The sequence below is a fragment of the Mycolicibacterium tokaiense genome (assembly GCF_010725885.1).
Classification (GTDB): domain Bacteria; phylum Actinomycetota; class Actinomycetes; order Mycobacteriales; family Mycobacteriaceae; genus Mycobacterium; species Mycobacterium tokaiense.
This window is the reverse complement of record NZ_AP022600.1, coordinates 3,486,512-3,508,769: the sequence shown is the minus strand read 5'-3', so window position 1 is coordinate 3,508,769 and position 22,258 is coordinate 3,486,512. Positions and strand designations below refer to the sequence as shown.

Sequence of the window (22,258 nt, the reverse complement as noted above, 5' to 3'; positions counted from 1 at the left end):
TCCACAAATCACCCGACGAGGACGGCGTAGCGCGGCTTGATGATCTCGTCGATGATGGCCAGCCGCTCGTTGAACGGCAGGAAGGCCGATTTCATCGCGTTGATGGTGAACCGCTCCAGGTCGCTCCAGCCGTAACCGAAGGCCTCCACCAGCCGCAGCATCTCCTGGCTCATGGTGGTGTCGCTCATCAGCCGGTTGTCGGTGTTCACCGTGACCCGGAAGCGCAGCCGAGCCAGTTCGGCGAAGGGATGCTCGGCGATGCTGGCGACGGCGCCGGTCTGGACGTTCGAGCTCGGGCACAGCTCCAGCGGGATGCGCTTGTCCCGGACGATGCCGGCGACGCGGCCCAGCTTGGCACCGCCCTCGGGCAGGGCTTCGATGTCGTCGACGATGCGTACGCCGTGGCCCAGCCGGTCGGCGCCGCAGAACGCGATGGCCTCGTGGATGGACGGCAGGCCGAAGGCCTCACCCGCGTGAATGGTGAAGCGCCCGTTGTTGTTCCGCATGTACTCGAAGGCGTCGAGGTGACGGGTGGGAGGGTATCCGGCCTCGGCTCCCGCGATGTCGAAGCCCACCACTCCCTTGTCCCGGAACCGGATGGCCAACTCCGCGATCTCCCGGGACCGGGCGGCGTGGCGCATCGCGGTCACCAGGCAGCGCACGGTGATGGTCTTGCCGTCGGCCGCGGCGGCCTTCTCGCCGTCGGCGAAGCCCGCCAGCACCGCGTCGACCACGGCGTCCAGGGACAGGCCGTTGTCGATGTGCAGTTCGGGGGCGAAGCGGATCTCGGCGTAGACCACCGAGTCGGCGGCCAGGTCCTGCACGGCCTCGAAGGCCACCCGGTGCAGGGCTTCCGGGGTCTGCATGACGGCCACGGTGTGGGCGAACGGTTCCAGATAGCGCACCAGCGACCCGGAGTGTGCGGCGGTGCGGAAGAAGGTGGCCAGGCCGTCCACGTCGTCGGCGGGCAGCTCGTGGCCGATCTCGTTGGCCATCTCCAGCACCGTCGACGGCCGCAACCCGCCGTCGAGGTGGTCGTGCAGCAGGGCCTTGGGGGCGCGGCGGATGTTGTCCAGCGTGAGTGGAGTTGTCATGACTCGATCCGATCGATGAGCAGGGGTCGTGTCGGTGGCGCCTGGTCCTGCACGCTCCAGGCACCGTCGAGTTCGGCCACGGCCGGACCGAACCGTTCGGCAGTGTCGGTGAACAAGGTGAACAGCGGGTCACCGGCGGCCACGGCTTCTCCGGGTCGGCGGTGCATCAGCAGCCCCGCCCCGGCCTGCACCCGCTCACCGGGGACCGCACGTCCCGCGCCGAGCCGCCACACCGCCATGCCCACCGCCAATGCATCGATGTCCCCCATTGTGCCGCCTCGCGGTGCGGTGATGGTCTCGGAGTGCCGGGCCACCGGCAGCGCGGCGGTGGCGTCCCCGCCCTGGGCGGCCACCAGGGCACGGAAGCTGTCCATCGCCGTGCCGTCGCGCAGGGTGTCGGCGGGGTCGCGGCCGTGCAGACCCACCAGGTCGAGCATCTCGCGGGCCAGTGCCACCGTCAGCTCCACCACGTCGGCAGGCCCGCCACCGGCCAGCACCTCCAGCGACTCGGCGACCTCGACGGCGTTGCCGACCGCTCGGCCCAGCGGCACCGCCATGTCGGTCAGCACCGCCCGGGTGGGCACCCCGTGGGCCTGCCCCAGCGCGACCATGGTGCGCGCCAGCTCCCGGGACTCCTCCTCCGTCTTCAGGAATGCCCCCGAACCGACCTTGACGTCGAGCACCAGCGCGTCGGCGCCCTCGGCCAGCTTCTTGCTCATGATCGAGCTGGCGATCAACGGCAGCGATTCGGTGGTGGCGGTGACGTCGCGCAGTGCGTAGATCAGGCGGTCGGCCGGGGCCAGGTCACCGGCGGCGAAGATGGCGGCGCCGACCTCGCACAGCTGTTGGCGCACTTGAGCTTTGCCGATCTCCGCGGTGAATCCCGGAATGGACTCCAGCTTGTCCAGGGTGCCGCCGGTGTGCCCGAGCCCGCGCCCGGCCGCCTGGGGCACGGCGGCCCCGCAGGCGGCGACAACGGGCACCAGCGGGATCGTCAGCTTGTCGCCCACCCCGCCGGTGGAATGTTTGTCGACCAGCTTGAGGTTCAGGTCGGAGAAGTCCAGCCGCTCGCCCGAGTCGATCATCGCCGCGGTCCAGCGGGCGATCTCCGCGCGGTCCATCCCGCGCAGGAAGATGGCCATCAGCAGCGCCGCCATCTGCTCGTCCCCGACGACTCCGCGGGTGTAGGCGTCGATCACCCAGTCGATCGCCGCGTCGCTGAGCCGGCCGCCGTCGCGCTTGGTCCGGATGACCGTGGGCGCATCGAATGTGAACTGGGTCACGGTGTTACACGCTCCATGTCGTCGGGCCCGAAGGCGTCGGGCAGCAGTTCCGCCAGCCGCTTCGGGCCGGCCGGATGGGCGATCAGCATCTGCGCCCCGCCGTGCTCGAAGAGCACCTGCCTGCACCGCCCGCAGGGCATCAGGAGTTCGCCGTCGGCGGCCACACACGCCAGCGCCAGCAGCCGTCCACCACCGCTGGAATGCAGGGCGCAGACCACAGCACACTCCGCACAGAGACCCAGGCCATATGAGACATTCTCCACATTGCATCCGGAGACAATTCGCCCGTCGTCGACTAGGGCAGCCGCCCCGACCGGAAAATGCGAATACGGGGCATATGCCCGCCTGGAGACCTCTATCGCCTTGTCCTGCAGCACTTTCCAGTCAACTTCAACGTCCATGACACCATCCCCGCGTTGTCTCTGAATGCATTCACCCAGCCCCTGTCCCGACCAGGCTTTTCACCAAGGTCACCCTAACTTCGGAGCGCCTGGGGCGGCCGGTCACGTTTTGGCAATTAGTTGGCTCCTTCAAATGGGATTAGAGTCCTCCTAGACGGTTGCCCGAAGCAACAATTGGGGATCGAACACCGCCACGCTGGGGATGAGCCCACTGCCCCGGCGTCCACCGATGGCGTTGGAGGCGCTGAGATGAGCACAGCGGCACCGGCACAGCCGGCCAAGCAGGAGAAGCCTCGCCGGCGCACCCTGTACCGCGGAGATCCGGGCATGTGGTCCTGGGTCCTACATCGCATCACGGGTGCGACGATCTTCTTCTTTCTTTTTGTGCACGTGCTCGACACGGCACTTGTCCGGGTGAGCCCCGAGGCCTACAACGAGATCATCGAGACGTACAAGACACCGCTGATCGGCCTGATGGAGATCGGGCTCGTGGCAGCAGTGCTGTTCCACGCCCTCAACGGCGTCCGCGTCATCCTGGTGGACTTCTGGTCAGAGGGCCCGCGCCATCAGAAGAAGATGCTCGTCGGCGTCGCCGCGGTCTGGATCGTGGTGATGACGGCCAGCCTGGTCACCATCGGCATGCACATGGCGGAGCGATTTCTATGAGTAGTCCCGAACGGCCCATCGCGCCGATCCTGGAGAAGAGTTTCGACCGGCCCGCCGGACTGGACAACCCTCGCGCGCCGCGCCGCCGCGGTGGGATGCCGAACTTCGAGAAGTACGCCTGGCTGTTCATGCGCTTCTCCGGCATCGTCCTGGTCTTCCTGGCGCTGGGGCACCTCTTCATCATGTTGATGTGGCAGAACGGCGTGTACCGCATCGACTTCAACTACGTCGCCCAGCGCTGGGCCTCGCCGTTCTGGCAGACCTGGGACCTGCTGCTGTTGTGGCTGGCACAGCTGCACGGCGGCAACGGGATGCGGACCATCATCGCCGACTACACCCGCAAGGACTCCACGCGGTTCTGGCTGAACTCGCTGCTGGCCCTGTCGATGGTCTTCACCCTGGTGCTGGGTACCTATGTGTTGCTGACGTTCGACGCGAACATCGGGAGTTGACCACATGATCCATGAACACCGCTACGACGTCGTGATCGTCGGCGCAGGTGGGGCGGGGATGCGCGCCGCCGTCGAGGCCGGGCCGCGCGCCCGCACCGCGGTGCTGACCAAGCTCTACCCCACCCGTAGCCACACCGGCGCGGCCCAGGGCGGCATGTGCGCCGCGCTGGCCAACGTCGAAGAGGACAACTGGGAGTGGCACACCTTCGACACCGTCAAGGGCGGCGACTACCTCGCCGACCAGGATGCGGTCGAGATCATGTGCAAAGAGGCCATCGACGCGGTCTACGACCTCGAGAAGATGGGGATGCCGTTCAACCGCACCCCCGAGGGCCGCATCGACCAGCGCCGCTTCGGTGGCCACACCCGCGACCACGGCAAGGCGCCGGTGCGCCGGGCCTGCTACGCCGCCGACCGCACCGGCCACATGATCCTGCAGACGCTGTACCAGAACTGCGTCAAGCACGACGTGGAGTTCTTCAACGAGTTCTACGCGCTGGACATCTCGCTGACCGACACGCCCGACGGCCCGGTGGCCACCGGTGTGATCGCCTACGAGCTGGCCACCGGTGACATCCACGTCTTCCACGCCAAGGCCATCGTCTTCGCCACCGGCGGGTCGGGCCGGATGTACAAGACCACCTCCAACGCGCACACCCTGACCGGAGACGGCCTGGGCATCGTCTTCCGCAAGGGACTTCCCCTGGAAGACATGGAGTTCCACCAGTTCCACCCGACAGGTCTGGCGGGCCTGGGCATCCTGATCTCCGAGGCCGTGCGCGGCGAGGGCGGACGCCTGCTCAACGCCGACGGCGAGCGGTTCATGGAGCGCTACGCCCCCACCATCGTCGACCTGGCGCCCCGGGACATCGTGGCCCGCTCGATGGTGCTCGAGGTGCTCGAAGGCCGGGGCGCGGGACCGAACAAGGATTACGTCTACATCGACGTGCGCCACCTGGGTGAGGACGTGCTGGAAGCCAAGCTGCCGGACATCACCGAGTTCGCCCGCACCTACCTGGGCGTGGACCCGGTGACCGAACTGGTGCCGGTGTACCCCACCTGCCACTACGTCATGGGCGGCATCCCGACCAATGTCAACGGTCAGGTGTTGCGCGACAACGACAACGTGATCCCCGGCCTCTATGCCGCGGGCGAGTGCGCCTGCGTGTCGGTGCACGGCGCCAACCGCCTGGGCACCAACTCGCTGCTGGACATCAACGTCTTCGGCCGCCGCGCGGGCATCGCCGCTGCCGAGTACGCCCTGGGCCACGACTTCGTGGACCTGCCGCCGGAGCCCGCAGACATGGTCGTGGGTTGGGTCGCCGACATCCTCAGCGAGCACGGCAACGAGCGCGTCGCCGACATCCGCACCGAGTTGCAGCAGTCGATGGACAACAACGCCGCGGTGTTCCGCACCGAGGAAACCCTCAAGCAGGCGATGACCGACATCCACGCCCTCAAGGAGCGGTACTCGCGAATCACCGTGCACGACAAGGGCAAGCGCTACAACAGCGATCTGCTGGAGGCCATCGAGCTGGGCTTCCTGCTGGAGCTGGCCGAGGTCACCGTCGCCGGTGCGTTGAACCGCAAGGAGTCTCGCGGCGGCCACGCCCGCGAGGACTACCCGGATCGCGACGACACCAACTACATGCGCCACACCATGGCCTACAAAGACGGCACCGACCTCCTCAGCGACATCCGTCTGGACTACAAGCCCGTGGTGCAGACGCGATACGAACCGATGGAACGGAAGTACTGACATGAGTGCACCTGTCCTCGACAAGCCCGAAGCCGGCGACCCGCCCCTGCCTCCCGTTCCGGAGGAAGCAGTGATGGTGACGCTCAAGATCGCCCGCTTCAACCCGGAGAACCCGGACGCCCAGGGATTCCAGAGCTTCCGGGTACCGTGTCTGCCCACCGACCGGCTGCTCAACCTGCTCACGTACGTGAAGAGCTACCTGGACGGCACGCTGACGTTCCGACGGTCCTGCGCCCACGGGGTGTGCGGATCGGACGCCATGCGGATCAACGGGGTGAACCGGCTGGCCTGCAAGGTGCTGATGCGCGACATGCTGCCCAAGAAGGCGGGCAAGCAGCTCACCATCACCATCGAGCCCATCCGCGGCCTGCCCGTGGAGAAGGACCTGGTGGTGAACATGGAGCCGTTCTTCGACGCGTTCCGCGCCGTGAAGCCGTTCCTGATCACCTCGGGTAACCCGCCGACTCGCGAGCGCATCCAGAGTCAGACCGACCGCGCCCGCTACGACGACACCACCAAGTGCATCCTGTGTGCGTGCTGCACCACCAGCTGCCCGGTGTTCTGGAGTGAGGGTTCGTACTTCGGGCCGGCTGCGATCGTCAACGCGCACCGGTTCATCTTCGACTCGCGTGACGAGGCGGCGGCCGAGCGGCTGGACATCCTCAACGAGGTCGACGGGGTGTGGCGTTGCCGCACCACCTTCAACTGCACCGAGGCCTGCCCCCGCGGCATCGAGGTCACCAAGGCCATCCAGGAAGTCAAGCGCGCGTTGATGTTCGCCCGCTAGTTTTCTTTCCTTACGGCGAGCGTGCGTGTCCCCGGCAGACGCGCCGCTCCCGAGCCGTGGTTTGCGCACGCTCGCGGGTTTGTCCACAGTGGTGAATACCCACATCGCGTTCCACACCCCAGCATGTGCGGGTGCCCGAGAAGCTGGATCTGCTGCTGCACACCCAAGGCGATGTCGCCACCACCGCACAACTCCTGCGGACGGTCGGCCGTGCTCGTTTCGAGTCTCTGGTGTCGGCCGGCGACCTCGCTGCGGTGTGGACTGGTGTCTACACCCGAGGCGATCTGACCGACGAGATCCGTCTCCGCGGGCTCGACCTACGCGCCGGTGAACCCGTGGCAATGTGCCTGGGCACCGCTGCCGCGGCATACGGTTTCGACACCGAGGATGTGTCCGACCTGCACGTGCTGACGCCGGTCGGGCACCACCTCCGCGACAGCGACGGCCTGGTGGTGCACCGCCGCGAGGGCGCACCCCTGGCTACGGTGGACGGCCGGCCCGCCACCACCGCGGCCTGGACCGCCGTCGAAGTGGCGCGCGGCCTGCGCCGACCGCGAGCTCTGGCCACCCTCGACGCAGCCCTACGCAGCGGCACCTGCACACCCAGCACGCTGACACTGGCCGCGGCCCGGCAGAAGCGGCGACGCGGCATCGTCGCCGTACGCGAGCTCATCCCGCTGGCGCGGCCCGAAGCCGAGTCACCCATGGAGAGCGAGGCGCGCCTGGCGATGCATGACTGCGGCGTCCCGAGCCCGGAACTGCAGTACGAGATCTTCGACAGAAGAGGCAAGCTGTGGCGGGTCGATTTCGCGTGGCCGCAACAGCTGCTCGCGGTCGAATACGACGGCTATGACTGGCATTCGGGGCCGGATGACTTCACCAAGGACCGGCAGAAGCGGGCCGCCCTGATCGAGCTCGGCTGGTCGGTCATGTCGATCGTCGCTGACGACGTCCGCCGGTCCAAGTGGGACATGGCGCGCCGGATCAAGCATCAGCTGGCACGTCAGGTGGCATGAGCGTGCGCAGACCACGAGATGCTGCCCGCGTGTTGCCCGGGGACGCGCACGCTCGGCCTAGGTGAGGCGGCGGGACAGGAAATCGCGGGTGAGCGTGACGACCTCCTCGAGCGCACTCTCGAGCAGGAAGTGGCCGCCGTCGAGCAGGTGGATCTCAGCGTCGACGGCATCCTCGGCAAACGCGCGCGCGCCGTCGGGACCGAAGAACGGGTCCTTGTCGCCCCACACCGCCAGCACGGGAACGCCACTGCTGCGCAGGTATTCATGCAGGGCCGGATACAGCTTCGGGTTGGACTGGTAGTCCAGGAACAGCTTCAGCTGGATCTCGGTACTGCCGGGCCGCGAGAGCAGGGCAAAATCGTGGTTCCAGGTGTCGGGGCTGACCAGGCTCTCATCCGGAACGCCGCCGAGATACTGGAACTTGGTCGCGTCGTAGCTCAGGAACTCGGTGAGCACCGCCGCGGTCTCCGGCGTCTGTTCACGCTGATAGGCCCAGACCCCCTCCCAACCGGAGGGGACGAAGCCGGCGTCGTAACCGTTGCCGTTCTGGGTGATGATCGCGGTGATCGCAGAGGGGTTTTGCAAGGCCAGCCGCCACCCCACCGGGGCGCCGTAGTCCTGGACATACATCGCGTACCGCGTGACGCCGAGCTGTTCCAACAGTCCCGCCGTGTGCTCGGCCAGCGCGTCGAAGGTGTAGTCGAAGCCGGCGACCGAGGGCGCGTCCGAGTAGCCGAACCCCAGGAAATCGGGTGCGATCACCCGATAGCTGTCGGCCAGCGCGGGGATCAGGTGGCGGTACATGAACGAGCTGGTCGGAAAGCCGTGCAGCAGCACGATCACCGGAGCGTCGGCGTCGCCCGCCTCCCGGTAGAAGATCTGCCGTCCGGCCACGGTCGCGTACCTGTGATGCACTGACATGATCTAACTCCTCAACATTGTTTTACCGGTTATCTCTATGGAAGCGGAATTACGGTAACCTGTCAAGAAGTCTTTGGAGGTTAGTATGGATCTGGCGCTGAGCAATGCCGACGACGAGGAACTGCTCCTCGATCTGCTGAACACGACTCCGGTGGTCGATGGCTCCCCCACCGACACCCTGGCCGACCACCGGGCTGCCGCATCGTGGCTGACCGGACACGGCCTGTCGACCAGCCGCGAAGAATGGCAGGCGCTACTGCGGGCGCGCGCGATCCTGCAGGCAATCGTCCGCGGCGAGGAAACCCCGTCGGCGCTGCAGCCGATTCTCGCTGCCGCAGAATTGATTCCGACTGCCACCGAGGCGGGTGTGCGGTGGCAGCTGACCGGAGCCACCGGCGCCGTCCGAGCCGCTCTAGCCTGGGACGGGCTGCGCATCACCAGCCCCGGCCGGCTGCGCCCCTGTGCCAACACCGAGTGCCACCTCTTCCTGATCGACCGCAGCAAGCCCAACACCGCGCGCTGGTGCTCGATGGCGGTCTGCGGCAACAGGATGAAGGCACGCCGTCACCACAGCCGCAATCGCGCCGGATAGCTGTCACATCAGGCGGCCCTGTCTCGTCTGAAGGGTATGACGCCACGAATCACTCCGCTGCCCGCCACCTCGCTGCTCACCCGGTTGCTGTACCGCTACGCGACGCGGCGCTTCGGCGCCGTGCCGGAGCCGTTCACCGTCTACGCCCACCACAAGGGACTGCTGATCGCCGGGGCCCTGCACGAGGCAGTCCTCGAACGTGCCAGCACGACGCTGCCGACGAGCGTGTGCGAGCTGGCTGTCTACTGGACCGCCCGTCAGATCGGCTGCTCCTGGTGTGTGGATTTCGGAGCCATGCTGATGCGGCTGAACGGACTTGACCAGGCCCGACTCGAGCACATCGACGATTACCGGACCAGCCCACTGTTCACCGATGACGAGCGCGCGGCCATCGACTATGCGGCTGCGATGACCGCCGATCCGCACCTGGTGACCGATGACCAGGTGGCCGATCTACGGCGCCGGTTCGGCGACGACGGCGTGGTCGAACTGACCTATCAGGTGGGCGTGGAGAACATGCGGGCCCGGGTCAACACCGCCCTGGGCATCACCGAGCAGGGCTTCGATTCCCGCGACGCCTGCCGCCTGCCGGGGCGCAGCTGACATCGAGGCGGTCGGCGTGCTCCTCACCGTCATGCGAAGCTCGTGAACACCATGACATCGAGGAGCCAGATCACAGTGACGGCATCGCAGGCGTCCACGTCTTTCACCGGCGCCGTGGCCACGCCACACGCGCTGGCCACCGAGGCAGGAGTCCACGCCTACCGCGACGGCGGCAGCGCCATCGACGCGGCCATCGCCGCAGCCGCCGTGCTGACGGTGATCTACCCCCACAACGTGGCGCTCGGCGGCGACCTGATCGCACTCGTGCGCACACCGGACGGCCGCATCCAGTGTGTCAATGGTTCGGGATGGGCAGGCACACATACCGATCCGGCGAGGATGCGCGAGACCCATCGGGGGCGCATGCCGATGCGCGGAGTCGACACCGTGACAGTTCCCGGTGGGGTCCGCGGCTGGCAATGCCTGCAGCGACAGGGAAGCCGCTTACCGTGGGAGCGGCTGCTGGAGCCGGCCCAGGAGGCTGCGGCCGGCGGTGCACCGGTGCCGCTGTCCCTTGCCGCTCACCTCGTCGATTCCGAGCAGGCCGATCTGTTCGGCACGAGCGACTTCGATCGCGTGTTCGCTCCCGGCGGCCGACGCCTGCGCGAAGGGGAGGTCTTCCGGCAACCGGAACTGGCGGAGACCTTCCGCGTTCTGCGCCAGGAAGGTCCGGATTGCTTCTACGAAGGTGACCTCGCCGAAAGCATGGTCGCTTTCCTACGTAGCCGGGGCTCGACATTGGACAAGGGGGACTTCGCAGAGTTCAACCCCGAGATCACCGACCCCGTATCGGTGTCATTCCGCGGTCTCACCGTGTCGTCCAGCCCGCCCAACACCCACGGCTTTGTGTTGCTGCGGGCCTTGCGCGCCCTGGATGCCCTCGGCATCACCGATCCGCTCGGCAACGACCTCGCCACAATGATACGAATCTTCCTTCACGGCAATGGTTTACGCTCGCGCTTACTCGCCGATCCACGCCATGTCCCGGTCGACGTAGACAAGTTGGTCAACGCCGACCTCCACAGCCTCTCGGGTACCGACACCGCGTCCGAGCGGGTGCCCCAGGTACCGCACGGCGACACGGTGGGCATCGCCACCGCCGACGGCGACGGGTACGCCGTATCCCTGATCCAGAGCGTGTACTGGGCGTTCGGATCCGGGCTGATCGCCCCCGAGACCGGCATCCTGTTTCACAACCGGGGCAGCAGCTTCTCCCTCGATGAGAAGTCCGCCAATGTCATCGCCCCCCGCAAGCGGCCTGCCCATACACTGATGCCCACCATGACCACGCAGGACGCTGCGGTGCGTCATGTGCTCTCCACCATGGGTGGGCAGGGCCAGCCGCAGATCATCGCGCAACTCCTGCTCCGCATCATCGCAGGGGCGAGCGCCGAAGCGGCGGTGTCGGCACCGCGGGCCATCGTCGGCCTGCAATTCGACGGCAACACCGCTGAAACAGTGTCCGCCGAAGCCGATCTCACGGTCGAGGCGCGAGAGTCGCTGCAACACAGCGGGTTACCCATCAAAACGATGCCGATGCACACCGAGGCCATGGGCCAGGCCAACGCCATCGTCATCACCTCCGACGGTTCCATGACGGCCGCCTCCGATCCACGCTCGGACGGCGCAGCCTCGGTGGTCAACTATGCCCGCCACCGCCCTACGTGACCCACAGCCCAGCTCCGCGTTCCTCGGCCACCGAGTTGGCGCCGTCGACCACCATTACCTGCCCGCTCACATACGACGCACCGGGCGATGCCAGAAATGTGACCACCTCCGCGACCTCGTCGGGGCGCCCAGGGCGCCCCAGCGGCGTGGCCGCGCCCATCCGGCGTTCATGCTCCGTCGCCGAGGCCGTCTCGATCCAGCCCGGTGCCACCACGTTGGCGGTGATTCCGAGGTGTCCGTAGTCCAGGGCCAACGATCTGGTGAGCCCGACGATCGCGGCTTTGGCGGCGTGGTAGGCGGCGTCGCCCCGGTAGGCCATCACCGGACCGGACACGGACGCCACGTTCACGATCCGCCCGTAACCGCGGTTGCTCATCGGCGCCAGCGCGGCGCGGGTGACATAGAACGTGGTGTCGAGGTTGCGTGCCAGTGCTGCCCGCCACTGGTCGTCCGGTGTCTCGCCTGCGGCGAGTTGCTGCTCCGCGCCGGTGGTGGCCACCATGCCCGCGTTGTTGATCAGCACGTCGACCCGACCCCACTGCGCGCGCGCCGATTCCACCAAGGCAGCGGCCACGGCGGAATCGCTGAGGTCGCCGACGAAACCCGCGGCGTCGACACCGCCTGCCCTCAGTTCGTCGACGCGCTGATGGATCCGGTCGGAGGTGGCGGCGACCAGCACCCGGTGCGATCGGCCGATCAGGCGCGCCGAGGCGAAGCCGATGCCCTCCGCACTGCCGGCGCCGGTGACGACAGCGACGGGCGTGTCCGCTTGCATGGGCCCTCCTGGAACGTGAACGAGCGAACGCTCATTGTGGCTGACCCCGCAACGGCGACGCACTGAACTTGTCCGGGTTGGCGATGTCCCACAGCGCGCTCACTGCGTCGTCGCAGACCGTCAACGCCACGATGTGCGGCGCCATGGCGGGAAAGCCATCGCCGGCGGGCGTGCCCGGTGTGTAGAACCCCAGGTCGCCGTTGACCAGGACGAGCCGGGCGGATGTGTGGAACGCGGGGCCGTAACGGGCCGCCAGGCCGAACAGGAAACGGGCCACCTTGTCGGGGCCGCGGATCACCTGGACGGCCGTGGGTGCATGGCGGTTCGCATCGCCGGTGAAGGTGACGTCGGGATGCAACGCCTGCACCACGGCGGCCAAGTCTCCGTCGGCCATCGCCGCCAGCAACCTGCCGACCAGCTCTTCGTGCCCGGGGTGGCGGGTTGGGGCCGGGGCGTCAGAGACGAGCTTGCGAGCGCGCGAAGCGAGTTGACGGGCCGCCGCGGCGCTGATGTCCAGGACGTCGGCCACCTCCCTGAACGGCATCCCGAAGCCGTCGTGCAGGACGAAGGCCACGCGCTGAGCCGGGCCGAGCCGTTGGAGTACCACCATTGCCGCAAACCGGGCCTCCTCGTCGGCCACCACCACGCCCAGCGGGTCTGGATCAGCGACGTGTGTCACCACCGGCTCGGGCAACCATGGCCCTGTGTACGTCTCGCGGCGGTGAGCGGCTGACCGCAACCGGTCCAGACACAGCCGGCTCACCACCGTCGTCAGCCAGGCCGGTGGATCGGCGACCGATTCGTGGCTGCGGTCCCACCGCAGCCACGCGTCCTGCACGGCATCCTCGGCGTCGGCAAACGAACCGGTGAGTCGGTAGGCCACCGCGAGCAGGTGCGGCCGCAGCGTCTCGAACACGTCGGCGCGCCCGTCTGCAGTGGTCACGAAATCGAGCCTAGCCTCGGCCCTGGTTGGCCGGCAGCGCATCAGAACCGGCGCTGGGCAACGTCTTCGGTCGCGGTGTTACCCGCAGGAAAACTATTCGGTGGTAACGCCTCGCAGCAACAACGGGAACCGTATATTTTGCGTCCATGGCAATAGCGCAACCGCCGCCCGCGGCGACCACCGGCAAGGGCCTGCAAGCCGGTGCCCTCGGACTGGTCGGCAACATCGTGATCGGCCTGGCCGCCGTCGCTCCCGCCTACAGCCTCGCCGCCACGCTGGGGTACGTCGTGCTGGCGGTGGGCGACAAGGCGCCGTCGATGTTCGTGCTGGCGTTCATCCCGATGCTGCTGGTGGCCTTCGCCTACAAAGAACTGTCCCAGGACACCCCGGACTGTGGCACCACCTTCACCTGGGGGGTCAAAGCGTTCGGCCCCTGGATCGGCTGGATCGGCGGCTGGGGCCTGGCGGTCTCCGCAATCATCGTGCTGGCCAACGTTTCCGAGGTCGCCGCAATCTATCTGTTCAAGTTCCTGGGTCTGGATTCCCTGGCCGACAACCTGACCGCCAAGGTACTGCTCGGGTCGTTCTTCATCTTTGCGATGACCTTGCTGAGCGCCCGCGGCATCGTGGTGTCCGAACGGGTGCAGAACGTCTTGATCGCCATCCAGTTCGGGGTGCTGATCGTGGTCAGCGTATGGGCACTGGTGCGCGTGTTCTCCGGTACCGCAGGTGAACAGGCCATCACCCCGTCCTTGTCGTGGTTGCTGCCCACCGGCCTGGACTCCTCGGCCATCGCAGCGGCCATCATCTTGTGCATCTTCATCTATTGGGGGTGGGACGCCTGCCTGGCCGTCGGCGAGGAGACCAAGAACCCGGGTAAGACACCCGGGATCGCCGCCGTCATCACCACCTTGATCCTGGTGTGCACCTATGTACTGGTGGCCTATGCGGTGCAATCCTTCGCCGGCTTCGGAGACACGGGGATCGGACTGAACAACGAGGAGAACGCCGACGATGTGCTGACCATCCTCGGCGAGCCGGTGGCCGGCAGCATCGCGGCGTCCCTGCTGCTGCTGACCGTCTCGATCTCGGGTCTGTCCTCGACGCAGACCACCATCTTGCCCACCGCTCGCGGCACTTTGTCGATGGCGGTCTATGAGGCCATCCCGAAGCGGTTCGCCAGCGTCCATCCGCGGTACATGACCCCGGCCTTCGGCACCATCGTGATGGGTATCGCGGCGCTGTTCTTCTACCTGGTGTTGAGCTTCCTGTCGGAGAACGCGCTCGCCGACTCGGTGGCCTCACTGGGCTTGGCCGTCGCCTTCTACTACGGCATCACCGCCTACGCCTGCGTCTGGTACTTCCGCCGGACGTTGTTCACCTCGGCGCGCAACCTGTTCTTCCGCGGCATCTTCCCCCTCCTCGGCGCCATCGCGATGACCTGGGCGTTCGTCCAGAGCGCCACCGACATGATCCAACCCGATTACGGCTATACCGCTTTCGGGTCGATCGGCGGGGTCTTTGTGCTCGGCGTCGGCATGCTGGTGCTGGGCATCCCGCTGATGCTGGCCTGCTTCGCCTTCGGCACCAAGCGGTTCTTCCGGGGCGAAACCCTCAATGCCACCACCGAAGTCAAGGTGCCGGACACCTTCTGAAGCGAAAGCACAGGTTCGAGTCATGCATCTGACAGTCGGGTATCTGGCCACCCCCACCGGTAAGGACGGCATCGCCCTGGCCGCGGATCTGGCGCTGACCTTCGACGCCGACGTCGACGTGGTGCTGATCGTGCGGGAGGAGCTGCCCGACGGGCACCCCGGCCGCGCGGAGTATCAGCAGATGCTGGTGAGCCAGGGTGAGAAGTGGGTGGCCGAGGCGGTGGCCACCCTGGCTGACTGGGGGGTGACCGCGAGTTCGGCTGTGCTGGTCGGGGAATCGTTCGCCGAATCACTGATCGAGTTCGCCGAGAGCAAGCACTCGGACATGATCGTGGTGGGCGGCGCCAAGGACGGATTCTTCGGCGGGCACACCATCGGCCCGGTGGCCGGCGCCCTGCTGCACTGCTCCCCCATCCCGGTGGCCCTGGCGCCCAGAGGCTGGAGCGACGAGCCGCCCGTGAAGATCCGCGAGATCACCGTCGCCGTCCCCACCACCGATCGCACCGACAATCCGCTGCCGATCGCGTTGACCCTGGCCAGCGCGGCCGCCCTGCCGCTACGGATGATCTCGCTGGTCACCATCGAGAACATCCCGGAAAAGGGCTCGACGGCCGTCGCGCGGCGCATGCAGGTGGAGGCCGCCGAGCAGAATTTGCTCACCGCCGCCCGCTCGGTCCCCGAGGCGCCCGACATCCAGTCCCTGGTGGCCGACGGCACCACCTTGGAATCAGCGCTGCGCAAACTGAAATGGGCCGACGGGGATCTGCTGGTGGTGGGATCGAGCCGGTTCGCCGCACCGCGTCGGATCTTCCTGGGGTCCACGGCGGCGCGGATCCTCGCCGGCGTCGACGTCCCGGTGATCGTGGTCCCGAAGGGTCAGTAGCAGCGTCGGTCAGGGTTGCACGCGCGTGGGCTCGGCGGCGTGATCCGCCGAGGGTTCGGTGCGGACTCCGCGGAACCGGTTGATGGCGAACACGATTGCACCCAGCACCAGCCAGGTCACGCCGCCGATCTTGGCCAGCGAGTCGGCGTTGAACAGCACGTAGCCGATGATCACGAAGCCCAGTGTCGGCACCACCAGGTGCAGCAGGTAGTTCTTCGACTTCTTGCGCACCAGGTAGAACCACAACACCGACAGGTGCAGCAGGCAGAACGCGGTCAGCGCCCCGAAGTTCACCAGCGAGGAGATCAGCCCGATCTGCCCGACGAAGAACAACACCAGCACCAGGCTCAGGGCGCTCACGGTCAGTAGGGCCGCCAGCGGGACCTGTCGTGCGCTGATCTTGGACAGGAAGTGCGGAAGCTGGCGGTCGCGGCTCATCGAGAACAGCAGGCGACTGGTGGCCGCCTGCGCAGCCATGGCGTTGGCGAAGCCGACCGCCAGCACGTTGACCACGAAGAAGGCGTCCATCCACCCGGTGCTGGAGGCGGCCTGAACCAGGTTGAAGAACGCGTTACCCGCCTCGCTGTCGTCGAACGCCTCACGGCCGCCGGCCAGCAGGCTGGCCAGCCAGGTCTGCAGGATGAACAGGAACGCAACGATGAACAACGCCCCGATCATGGCCCGCCCGGCCGGGTTCCGGGTACCGGTCGATTCCTCGGACATGGTGGCGATGCCGTCGAAGCCGAGGAAGCTGAGCACGGCGATGGACAGTGCGGCGGCCAGCAGCGGCGCGCTGACCAGCTCCGGGTTCCACAGCGGCGTGGTACTCCAGCCGACGTCAGGCAGGGTGGCGCCGCTGATGGCGCGCACGGCGATGACGACGAAGATCACCACGAACACCAGTTGGATGGCCAGGAACACCCGGTTCGCGATCTTGAGGGTGTCGACTCCCAGCAGGTTGATCACGGTGTTCACCAGCACGAAGAGGACGGCCCACATCCAGCGTTGGGTGCCGGGGAACAGTCCGATCATCGATTCGGCGGCGAAGACGTAGAGCAGCGTGGGAATCAGCAGGTAGTCCAGCAGCATCACCCAGCCGGCGAAAAAGCCCACCCCGGGGTGGATTCCGCGTCCGACGTAGGAGAAGACCGAGCCGGCCAGCGGGAAGGACTTGGCCATTTGCGAGTACGCCAGCGCCGTGAAGAGCATGGCGACCAGCCCGATGGCGTACACCAGCGGCACCATGCCCGACGAGCTGTTGTAGACCGTGCCGAAAATGGCCCACGGCGCGATCGGCACCATGAACACCAGCCCGTAGACCAGCAGGTCGAAGGTGCTGACCGAGCGGTGCAGTTCCTGCTTGTAGCCGAATGATTCGAGGCTGCGCTGGTGCCCCTCGTCGGGTTTGATGTCGACCATGTCGTCGTCCTTCTACTGAGCGGAAGCTTCACAGCCGGCGAGGAATCCGGCTATCAGGGAACGGAATTGCGCCGGCTGCTCCAGATGGGTGCAGTGACTGGCGCCGGCAAACACGTGGGGGCGGGCACCGGGGATCTGCGTGACGTAGGGCGCCCAGGTGGCCGGGGTGGCCTCGTCGAACTCGCCGGCCACCACCAGGGTGGGCGCCGTGATCGACGGCAACCGGTCGATGATGCTCCACTGCCGCAGCGAGCCGACGACGTGAAACTCGTTGGGCCCGTTCATGGTGTGGTACACCGTCGGTTCGGCTTCCATCTGGGCTTCGCTGTCGAGGAAGTCCTTCGGCATGGGCTCCACCCGGCACACGTGACGGCGGTAGAACTCGGCCGTCGCCGCCAGGTACTCCGGATCGGTCACGGTGCCGGCGGCTTCATGCTTGGTCAGGGCGTCGCGGGCCTCGGGGGGCAGTTGGTCACGCAGCTCGCCGGCCGCGGCCACCCACAGCTCCATGGAGGCCGGCGAGTTACAGATCGACAGGGACGCCAGCCCGGCGGGTTGCCGTACTGCGATCTCCGCGCCCAGCATGCCGCCCCAGGATTGGCCCAGCAGGTGGTAGCGCTCGAGTTCCAGTGCCCGGCACAGGTTGTCGAACTCGTCGACAAACAGCGCCGGGGTCCAGAAGTCGGCAGGGGCATCGGGCAGGTGGGTGCTCGCACCGCAGCCGAGCTGGTCGTAGTGCACCACGACACGGCCGGTTTCCTGCGCCAGTTCGGCGATGTTGGCGACGTAGTTGTGCGCCATGCCCGGGCCGCCGTGCAGCACCACCAGCGGGAGGGCATGCGGATCGGCGTTGACCGGTGTGGTGATCTGCACCCAGGTCTGGTGATCACCGAAAGGCACGAAACGTTCTGCGCGAGGCACCCGCACAGCATGAACCTCTAAAGGTCTCGCGGCAAGACCATATCGGGGGAATTAACATCGAGTTGACGAACAGGGGTGAAGCAATGGCCCACAACGGCTGGCATTCCACGGCGGCGGCGCGCGACGCGCCCCCGCCGCCGCAGACCGGTGTGCTGCATCAACAGCTGGACTCCTCGACCCGCGTGGACGAAGTGACCGACCGGCTGATCACGGCGATCGCCATCGGTGAATACCTCCCCGGCGCCCGCCTGCCGGGCGAGCGGGAGTTGGCCGCTGCCCTGGGCGCCGGCCGGATGACCGTTCGGGCCGCCCTGGCGCGCCTGGTGGAGCGCGGTCTGCTGGAGACCCGGCGCGGACGCGGAGGCGGCTCCTTCGTCTGCGACCAGTGGCCCGACTCCTCCACCGAGACCGTGGGCCGCACGCTGTCGCACCGCCTGGTCGAACTACGCGACCGGTGCGACGCCATCTGCCGCCTCCAGGGGGCGGTGTGCCGCGCGGCAGCCGAATCCCGCACCGACGACGACGTCGCGATCCTGTGGGAGCGCTTCGGCGACTACCGGTCGGCGGACTCGGGTTTGCCGGCGCAGCAGGCAGACAGTCGGCTACACCTGGCCATCAACGATGCCGCGCACAACGACGTGCTGACCGGGGTGCTGCTCAACCTGAAGGCGACGGTGTCCATCGGCGCCCCCGCGCACCTGTGGGGCGAACCGTCCACCATGGCCGCGATGGAGAAGCGGGCACTGCACGAGCACGAGCAGTTGGTCCGCGCGATCGAGGACCGCCGCGCCGATGACGCCGACGCGTTGGCGCGCCACCACGGCGCCATCGACTACCACCTGATCACCGCCGCGATGCGACGCGCCGGCGTGGTCGTCGACTGACCCTAGCGCTTGATGAAAATCGTTCGGTGCCAGTCTTTGTCGGCCACGGCGGTGATGTCGCTCATCACGTGCTTGATGGTGAGATACTCCTCGAAGGAGTAGTCACTCATGTCCTTGCCGAATCCGGAGGCGCCCACCCCACCGTGCGGCATCTCGCTGATGATCGGGATGTGGTCGTTGATCCACACGCACCCGGCCTTGATCTCGCGGGAGGCGCGCTGCGCCCGGTAGACGTCGCGGGTCCACGCCGAGGCCGCGAGCCCATAGTCGGTGTCATTGGCCTGTCGCAGGGCGTCGTCGTCACCGTCGAACGCCCGCACGGTGAGCACCGGGCCGAAGATCTCGTCGCGGTACACCTCGGAATCCTCGGCGACGTCGGCGATCAGCGTGGGGCGGTAGAAGGCCCCGGGAAGCTCCGGCGCCACACCGCCGGTCACGACCCTGCCACCCTGCCCCGGCGCGCGCTCGACCATCCCTGCGACCTTGGCGCGGTGGGCGAACGAGATCAACGGCCCCAGGTCGGTGTCCGGGTCGGAGGGATCGCCGACCACGATCGAACTCATCACCTCGCCGACGCCGGCCACGAAGTCGTCGTAGAGATCGCGGGCCACGATCGCCCGGGTGGCGGCGGTGCAGTCCTGCCCGCTGTTGATCAGCGATGCCGCCACCGCGCCCTGAACCGCCGCATCGAGGTCGGCGTCGTCGAACACGACGAACGGCGCCTTGCCGCCGAGTTCGAGCTGCGTGCGGTGCCCGTGGGTGGCCGCGGCCGCCATCACCTTGCGCCCCACCGGCGTCGACCCGGTGAAGGTCACCACGTCGACGTCCGGGTGGCCGGCCAGTGCCGTGCCCACATCGTGGCCGGCGCCGGTGACGACGTTGAGCACCCCGTCGGGCAAGCCGGCCTCGGTGGCGAGTCTGGCCAGGGTCAGCGTGGTCAGCGGCGTCAGTTCGGCCGGCTTGATGACCACGGCACAGCCGGCGGCCAGCGCCGGGATCACCTTCCAGACCGCCATCTGCAGCGGGTAGTTCCAGGGCGTGATGGTGGCAACCACGCCGACTGCCTCACGCCGGATGCTCGACGTGTGATCGCCGGAGTACTCGGCGCTGGCCTTGCCCTCCAGATGCCGCGCTGCACCGGCGAAGAAAGCGACATTGTCGATGCTGCCGGGGACGTCGAACTCGGTCGCCAACCGCACCGGCTTGCCCGTCTGACTCACTTCTTCGGCGATGAACACCGCAGCGTTGGCCTCCATCAACTCGGCCAATGTGGCCAGCACCGATGACCGCTGCGCCGGGGTGGCGCGCGACCACTCGGGCAGGGCTGTGCGGGCGGAGGCGACGGCGATGTCCACGTCGGCGGGGGTGGCCAGGGACAGCTGCGCCACCGCGGCGCCGTCGGCCGGGTTGATGACGGTGTGCAGCGGTCCGGCGGTATGCACCGGTGCGCCGTTGATCCAGCTGGAGGCCACGGCCGCAGATACAGCAGTCATGCGTGCCACCGTAGCCGAACGGCACTGCCCAGACCAGGGCTGATTGTACGTATTCACTCGACCTGAACCGGTCCGACTGAGCATATTGAAAGTATTAGTTGCCCATCGCAACTGATTCCGTGCACAATCAGGACCATGCGCGAATTGGGCGGGATCGGCTCCGGGCATCTTCGCGCGAGCCCGGGCGGGCCGGCGATGCAGCTCGATGAACTGTCCAAGGCCATCATCGAGAACCTGCAGCAGGATGGCCGTCGATCCTACGCGGGCATCGGCAAGGCTGTCGGGTTGTCCGAGGCGGCGGTACGTCAGCGGGTGCAGCGGCTGGTCGACGCGGGCGTGATGCAGATCGTCGCGGTGACCGACCCGATGCAGCTCGGTTTCGCCCGCCAGGCGATGATCGGCATCAAGTGCACCGGCGACACCCTCAAGGTCGCCGACGAGCTGTCGAAGATCGCATCCGTCGACTACGTGGTCCTGACCGCTGGCTCCTTCGACGCCATCGTCGAAGTGGTCTGCGAGGACGACGACGACCTGCTGGACCTGCTCAACACACAAATCCGCGCCGTCCCAGGGGTGATATCCACCGAAACGTTGGTTTATCTGAAACTTGTTAAACAGCAATACAATTGGGGTACGCGATGACAATAATCTCGGAAACCGAACAACATCTGGCCGGCGGACTGTCCGCCAAGGCCGACCGGCACCTGTGGGGCCACTTCGCCCGCCACGGTGAAGGGATCACACCGACGATCATCACCCGTGGTGACGGCGTCCACATCTGGGACAGCGAGGGCAACAAGTACATCGACGGGCTCTCGGGGCTGTTCGTCGTCCAGGTCGGCCACGGCCGCGCCGAGCTGGCCGAGACCGCCGCCAAGCAGGCGGAGTCGCTGGCGTTCTTCCCGCTGTGGTCGTTCGCCACGCCGCCGGCGATCGAGCTGGCAGAGCGCATCGCCGGCTACGCACCCGGCGACCTGAACCGGGTGTTCTTCACCACCGGCGGCGGCGAGGCCGTCGAAAGCGCCTGGAAGTTGGCCAAACAGTACTTCAAGCTGACCGGCAAACCGGGCAAGTACAAGGTGATCTCGCGTTCCATCGCCTATCACGGCACGCCGCAGGGCGCGCTGGCCATCACCGGCATCCCGGCGTTCAAGGCACCCTTCGATCCGCCGACCCCCGGCGGCTTCCGGGTGCCCAACACCAACTTCTACCGGGCTCCCGAGCAGTTCAGCACCGATCCCAAGGCGTTCGGCCGCTACTGTGCCGACCGGATCGCCGAGGCCATCGAATACGAAGGCCCCGACACCGTGGCCGCGGTGTTCCTCGAGCCGGTGCAGAATGCCGGCGGGTGCTTCCCGCCGCCGCCCGGATACTTCGAGCGGGTGCGCGAGATCTGCGACGAGTACGACGTCCTGCTGGTCTCCGACGAGGTGATCTGCGCCTACGGCCGCATCGGATCGATGTTCGCCTGCAACGACTTCGGCTACACCCCCGACATCATCACCTGCGCCAAGGGGCTGACGTCCGGGTACTCCCCGATCGGCGCGATGATCGCCAGCGACCGTCTGTTCGAGCCCTTCAATGACGGCTCCACCGTCTTCGGGCACGGCTACACCTTCGGCGGTCACCCGGTATCGGCGGCGGTGGCGCTGGCCAACCTCGACATCTTCGAACGCGAGGGGATCAACGACCACGTGAAGCAGAACGCCCCGGCGTTCCGGGCGACGCTGGAGAAGCTGCTCGACATTCCGATCGTCGGCGACGTCCGCGGCGAGGGTTTCTTCTACGGCATCGAGCTGGTCAAGGACAAAGCCACCAAGGAGACCTTCAACGACGAGGAGTGCGAGCGGCTGCTACGCGGATTCCTCACTCCGGCGCTGTTCGAGGCCGGTCTGTACTGCCGCGCCGATGACCGCGGCGACCCAGTGGTGCAGCTGGCGCCGCCGCTGATCTGCGGCCAGCGCGAATTCGACGCCATCTACGACATCCTGCACAACGTGCTGACCGAGGCGTCTGCCCGGATGTGACGTAACGATCCGAGTC

The 22,258-nt window shown here is 67.2% G+C and carries 22 protein-coding genes; 13 read left to right on the top strand and 9 right to left on the bottom strand.

All coding sequences use genetic code 11. The annotated features are described in order from the left end of the window. Positions 1 to 8: 8 nt before the first annotated feature. From G6N58_RS17100 to G6N58_RS17090, 3 genes are read right to left on the bottom strand one after another with little or no spacing between them, the layout of a single operon-like run. Positions 9 to 1,094: an adenosine deaminase gene (locus tag G6N58_RS17100; RefSeq protein ID WP_115277924.1), complete on the bottom strand. Its 1,086-nt coding sequence runs from the start codon at positions 1,092 to 1,094 to the stop codon at positions 9 to 11. Next, positions 1,091 to 2,377 carry a thymidine phosphorylase gene (locus G6N58_RS17095; protein WP_115277925.1) on the bottom strand — a complete coding sequence of 429 codons (1,287 nt, stop codon included), beginning with the start codon at positions 2,375 to 2,377 and terminating at the stop codon, positions 1,091 to 1,093. Before G6N58_RS17095 ends, G6N58_RS17100 begins: the two co-directional genes overlap by 4 nt. Beyond that, positions 2,374 to 2,778, bottom strand: a complete 405-nt coding sequence (locus tag G6N58_RS17090; protein ID WP_068915806.1) for a cytidine deaminase — start codon at positions 2,776 to 2,778, stop codon at positions 2,374 to 2,376. Before G6N58_RS17090 ends, G6N58_RS17095 begins: the two co-directional genes overlap by 4 nt. A gap of 249 nt (positions 2,779 to 3,027) precedes the next feature. Between G6N58_RS17090 and sdhC the strand changes: the two genes are divergently transcribed. The 5 genes from sdhC to G6N58_RS17065 all read left to right on the top strand — a co-directional run bounded on the left by sdhC (position 3,028) and on the right by G6N58_RS17065 (position 7,458). Continuing rightward, entirely contained in the window at positions 3,028 to 3,444 is a 417-nt protein-coding gene (sdhC, locus tag G6N58_RS17085) for a succinate dehydrogenase, cytochrome b556 subunit (RefSeq protein WP_083230607.1), read from the top strand. Continuing rightward, entirely contained in the window at positions 3,441 to 3,896 is a 456-nt protein-coding gene (locus G6N58_RS17080) for a succinate dehydrogenase hydrophobic membrane anchor subunit (RefSeq protein ID WP_068915805.1), read from the top strand. The genes sdhC and G6N58_RS17080 overlap by 4 nt, the downstream gene beginning before the upstream one ends. Positions 3,897 to 3,900: 4 nt before the next feature. Continuing rightward, the gene (gene sdhA / locus G6N58_RS17075) at positions 3,901 to 5,655 is read left to right on the top strand and encodes a succinate dehydrogenase flavoprotein subunit (RefSeq protein ID WP_068915804.1); all 1,755 of its coding nucleotides are present in this window, start codon (positions 3,901 to 3,903) and stop codon (positions 5,653 to 5,655) included. Position 5,656: 1 nt separating this feature from the next. After that, positions 5,657 to 6,442 carry a succinate dehydrogenase iron-sulfur subunit gene (locus G6N58_RS17070; protein WP_068915803.1) on the top strand — a complete coding sequence of 262 codons (786 nt, stop codon included), beginning with the start codon at positions 5,657 to 5,659 and terminating at the stop codon, positions 6,440 to 6,442. A 131-nt stretch (positions 6,443 to 6,573) separates the two neighbouring features. Further along, positions 6,574 to 7,458, top strand: coding sequence for a type IV toxin-antitoxin system AbiEi family antitoxin (locus tag G6N58_RS17065; RefSeq protein ID WP_115281454.1), 885 nt, complete (start codon positions 6,574 to 6,576; stop codon positions 7,456 to 7,458). 57 nt (positions 7,459 to 7,515) lie between these two features. On the opposite strand, the gene G6N58_RS17060 is transcribed toward G6N58_RS17065, so the two are convergent. Then, a complete protein-coding gene (locus G6N58_RS17060) occupies positions 7,516 to 8,382 on the bottom strand; it encodes an alpha/beta fold hydrolase (protein WP_115277926.1) in 867 nt (288 codons plus the stop codon). An 82-nt stretch (positions 8,383 to 8,464) separates the two neighbouring features. Between G6N58_RS17060 and G6N58_RS17055 the strand changes: the two genes are divergently transcribed. The 3 genes from G6N58_RS17055 to G6N58_RS17045 all read left to right on the top strand — a co-directional run bounded on the left by G6N58_RS17055 (position 8,465) and on the right by G6N58_RS17045 (position 11,242). Next, positions 8,465 to 8,971 carry a CGNR zinc finger domain-containing protein gene (locus tag G6N58_RS17055; protein ID WP_115277927.1) on the top strand — a complete coding sequence of 169 codons (507 nt, stop codon included), beginning with the start codon at positions 8,465 to 8,467 and terminating at the stop codon, positions 8,969 to 8,971. Between the two features lie 36 nt (positions 8,972 to 9,007). Next, positions 9,008 to 9,574: a carboxymuconolactone decarboxylase family protein gene (locus G6N58_RS17050; protein WP_115277928.1), complete on the top strand. Its 567-nt coding sequence runs from the start codon at positions 9,008 to 9,010 to the stop codon at positions 9,572 to 9,574. A gap of 75 nt (positions 9,575 to 9,649) precedes the next feature. Further along, positions 9,650 to 11,242, top strand: a complete 1,593-nt coding sequence (locus G6N58_RS17045; protein ID WP_232067900.1) for a gamma-glutamyltransferase family protein — start codon at positions 9,650 to 9,652, stop codon at positions 11,240 to 11,242. Here the strand turns inward: G6N58_RS17045 and G6N58_RS17040 are convergent. Together G6N58_RS17040 and G6N58_RS17035 are read right to left on the bottom strand one after the other, a co-directional pair. Next, positions 11,235 to 12,017 carry an SDR family NAD(P)-dependent oxidoreductase gene (locus tag G6N58_RS17040; RefSeq protein ID WP_115277929.1) on the bottom strand — a complete coding sequence of 261 codons (783 nt, stop codon included), beginning with the start codon at positions 12,015 to 12,017 and terminating at the stop codon, positions 11,235 to 11,237. The genes G6N58_RS17045 and G6N58_RS17040 overlap by 8 nt on opposite strands. 31 nt (positions 12,018 to 12,048) lie before the next feature. Continuing rightward, a complete protein-coding gene (locus G6N58_RS17035) occupies positions 12,049 to 12,960 on the bottom strand; it encodes a sigma-70 family RNA polymerase sigma factor (protein ID WP_163908216.1) in 912 nt (303 codons plus the stop codon). Positions 12,961 to 13,106: 146 nt separating this feature from the next. Here G6N58_RS17035 and G6N58_RS17030 point away from each other — a divergent pair, with 146 nt between their 5' ends. Continuing rightward, positions 13,107 to 14,615 carry an APC family permease gene (locus G6N58_RS17030; protein ID WP_115277931.1) on the top strand — a complete coding sequence of 503 codons (1,509 nt, stop codon included), beginning with the start codon at positions 13,107 to 13,109 and terminating at the stop codon, positions 14,613 to 14,615. 22 nt (positions 14,616 to 14,637) lie between these two features. Then, positions 14,638 to 15,498 carry a universal stress protein gene (locus tag G6N58_RS17025; protein WP_115277932.1) on the top strand — a complete coding sequence of 287 codons (861 nt, stop codon included), beginning with the start codon at positions 14,638 to 14,640 and terminating at the stop codon, positions 15,496 to 15,498. A gap of 9 nt (positions 15,499 to 15,507) precedes the next feature. Here the strand turns inward: G6N58_RS17025 and G6N58_RS17020 are convergent, their stop codons facing one another. Both G6N58_RS17020 and G6N58_RS17015 read right to left on the bottom strand, forming a co-directional pair. Beyond that, on the bottom strand, positions 15,508 to 16,917 hold the full coding sequence (locus G6N58_RS17020; protein WP_115277933.1) for an APC family permease: 1,410 nt from the start codon (positions 16,915 to 16,917) through the stop codon (positions 15,508 to 15,510). 12 nt (positions 16,918 to 16,929) lie between these two features. Beyond that, complete coding sequence (locus G6N58_RS17015) at positions 16,930 to 17,817, bottom strand: proline iminopeptidase-family hydrolase (protein WP_232067899.1); 888 nt, start codon at positions 17,815 to 17,817, stop codon at positions 16,930 to 16,932. Positions 17,818 to 17,921: 104 nt separating this feature from the next. Between G6N58_RS17015 and G6N58_RS17010 the strand changes: the two genes are divergently transcribed. Continuing rightward, the gene (locus tag G6N58_RS17010; protein WP_068915784.1) at positions 17,922 to 18,722 is read left to right on the top strand and encodes a FadR/GntR family transcriptional regulator; all 801 of its coding nucleotides are present in this window, start codon (positions 17,922 to 17,924) and stop codon (positions 18,720 to 18,722) included. A 2-nt stretch (positions 18,723 to 18,724) separates the two neighbouring features. On the opposite strand, the gene G6N58_RS17005 is transcribed toward G6N58_RS17010, so the two are convergent. Next, positions 18,725 to 20,215, bottom strand: coding sequence for a gamma-aminobutyraldehyde dehydrogenase (locus G6N58_RS17005; RefSeq protein WP_115277934.1), 1,491 nt, complete (start codon positions 20,213 to 20,215; stop codon positions 18,725 to 18,727). Positions 20,216 to 20,350: 135 nt separating this feature from the next. Between G6N58_RS17005 and G6N58_RS17000 the strand changes: the two genes are divergently transcribed. Beyond that, positions 20,351 to 20,857, top strand: a complete 507-nt coding sequence (locus tag G6N58_RS17000; protein WP_068915782.1) for an Lrp/AsnC family transcriptional regulator — start codon at positions 20,351 to 20,353, stop codon at positions 20,855 to 20,857. Then, positions 20,854 to 22,242 (top strand): aspartate aminotransferase family protein, encoded by a 1,389-nt coding sequence (locus G6N58_RS16995; protein ID WP_115277935.1) that lies wholly within the window; start codon positions 20,854 to 20,856, stop codon positions 22,240 to 22,242. The genes G6N58_RS17000 and G6N58_RS16995 overlap by 4 nt, the downstream gene beginning before the upstream one ends. The last annotated feature ends 16 nt before the right edge of the window (positions 22,243 to 22,258 follow it).

Coding starts and splice junctions, on each gene's coding strand:
- G6N58_RS17100 (WP_115277924.1), bottom strand. CDS start 1,094: ATGACAACTCCACTCACGCTGGACAACATCCGCCGCGCCCCCAAGGCC.
- G6N58_RS17090 (WP_068915806.1), bottom strand. CDS start 2,778: ATGGACGTTGAAGTTGACTGGAAAGTGCTGCAGGACAAGGCGATAGAG.
- sdhC (WP_083230607.1), top strand. CDS start 3,028: ATGAGCACAGCGGCACCGGCACAGCCGGCCAAGCAGGAGAAGCCTCGC.
- G6N58_RS17080 (WP_068915805.1), top strand. CDS start 3,441: ATGAGTAGTCCCGAACGGCCCATCGCGCCGATCCTGGAGAAGAGTTTC.
- sdhA (WP_068915804.1), top strand. CDS start 3,901: ATGATCCATGAACACCGCTACGACGTCGTGATCGTCGGCGCAGGTGGG.
- G6N58_RS17070 (WP_068915803.1), top strand. CDS start 5,657: ATGAGTGCACCTGTCCTCGACAAGCCCGAAGCCGGCGACCCGCCCCTG.
- G6N58_RS17055 (WP_115277927.1), top strand. CDS start 8,465: ATGGATCTGGCGCTGAGCAATGCCGACGACGAGGAACTGCTCCTCGAT.
- G6N58_RS17050 (WP_115277928.1), top strand. CDS start 9,008: ATGACGCCACGAATCACTCCGCTGCCCGCCACCTCGCTGCTCACCCGG.
- G6N58_RS17040 (WP_115277929.1), bottom strand. CDS start 12,017: ATGCAAGCGGACACGCCCGTCGCTGTCGTCACCGGCGCCGGCAGTGCG.
- G6N58_RS17030 (WP_115277931.1), top strand. CDS start 13,107: ATGGCAATAGCGCAACCGCCGCCCGCGGCGACCACCGGCAAGGGCCTG.
- G6N58_RS17025 (WP_115277932.1), top strand. CDS start 14,638: ATGCATCTGACAGTCGGGTATCTGGCCACCCCCACCGGTAAGGACGGC.
- G6N58_RS17020 (WP_115277933.1), bottom strand. CDS start 16,917: ATGGTCGACATCAAACCCGACGAGGGGCACCAGCGCAGCCTCGAATCA.
- G6N58_RS17010 (WP_068915784.1), top strand. CDS start 17,922: ATGGCCCACAACGGCTGGCATTCCACGGCGGCGGCGCGCGACGCGCCC.
- G6N58_RS17005 (WP_115277934.1), bottom strand. CDS start 20,215: ATGACTGCTGTATCTGCGGCCGTGGCCTCCAGCTGGATCAACGGCGCA.
- G6N58_RS17000 (WP_068915782.1), top strand. CDS start 20,351: ATGCGCGAATTGGGCGGGATCGGCTCCGGGCATCTTCGCGCGAGCCCG.
- G6N58_RS16995 (WP_115277935.1), top strand. CDS start 20,854: ATGACAATAATCTCGGAAACCGAACAACATCTGGCCGGCGGACTGTCC.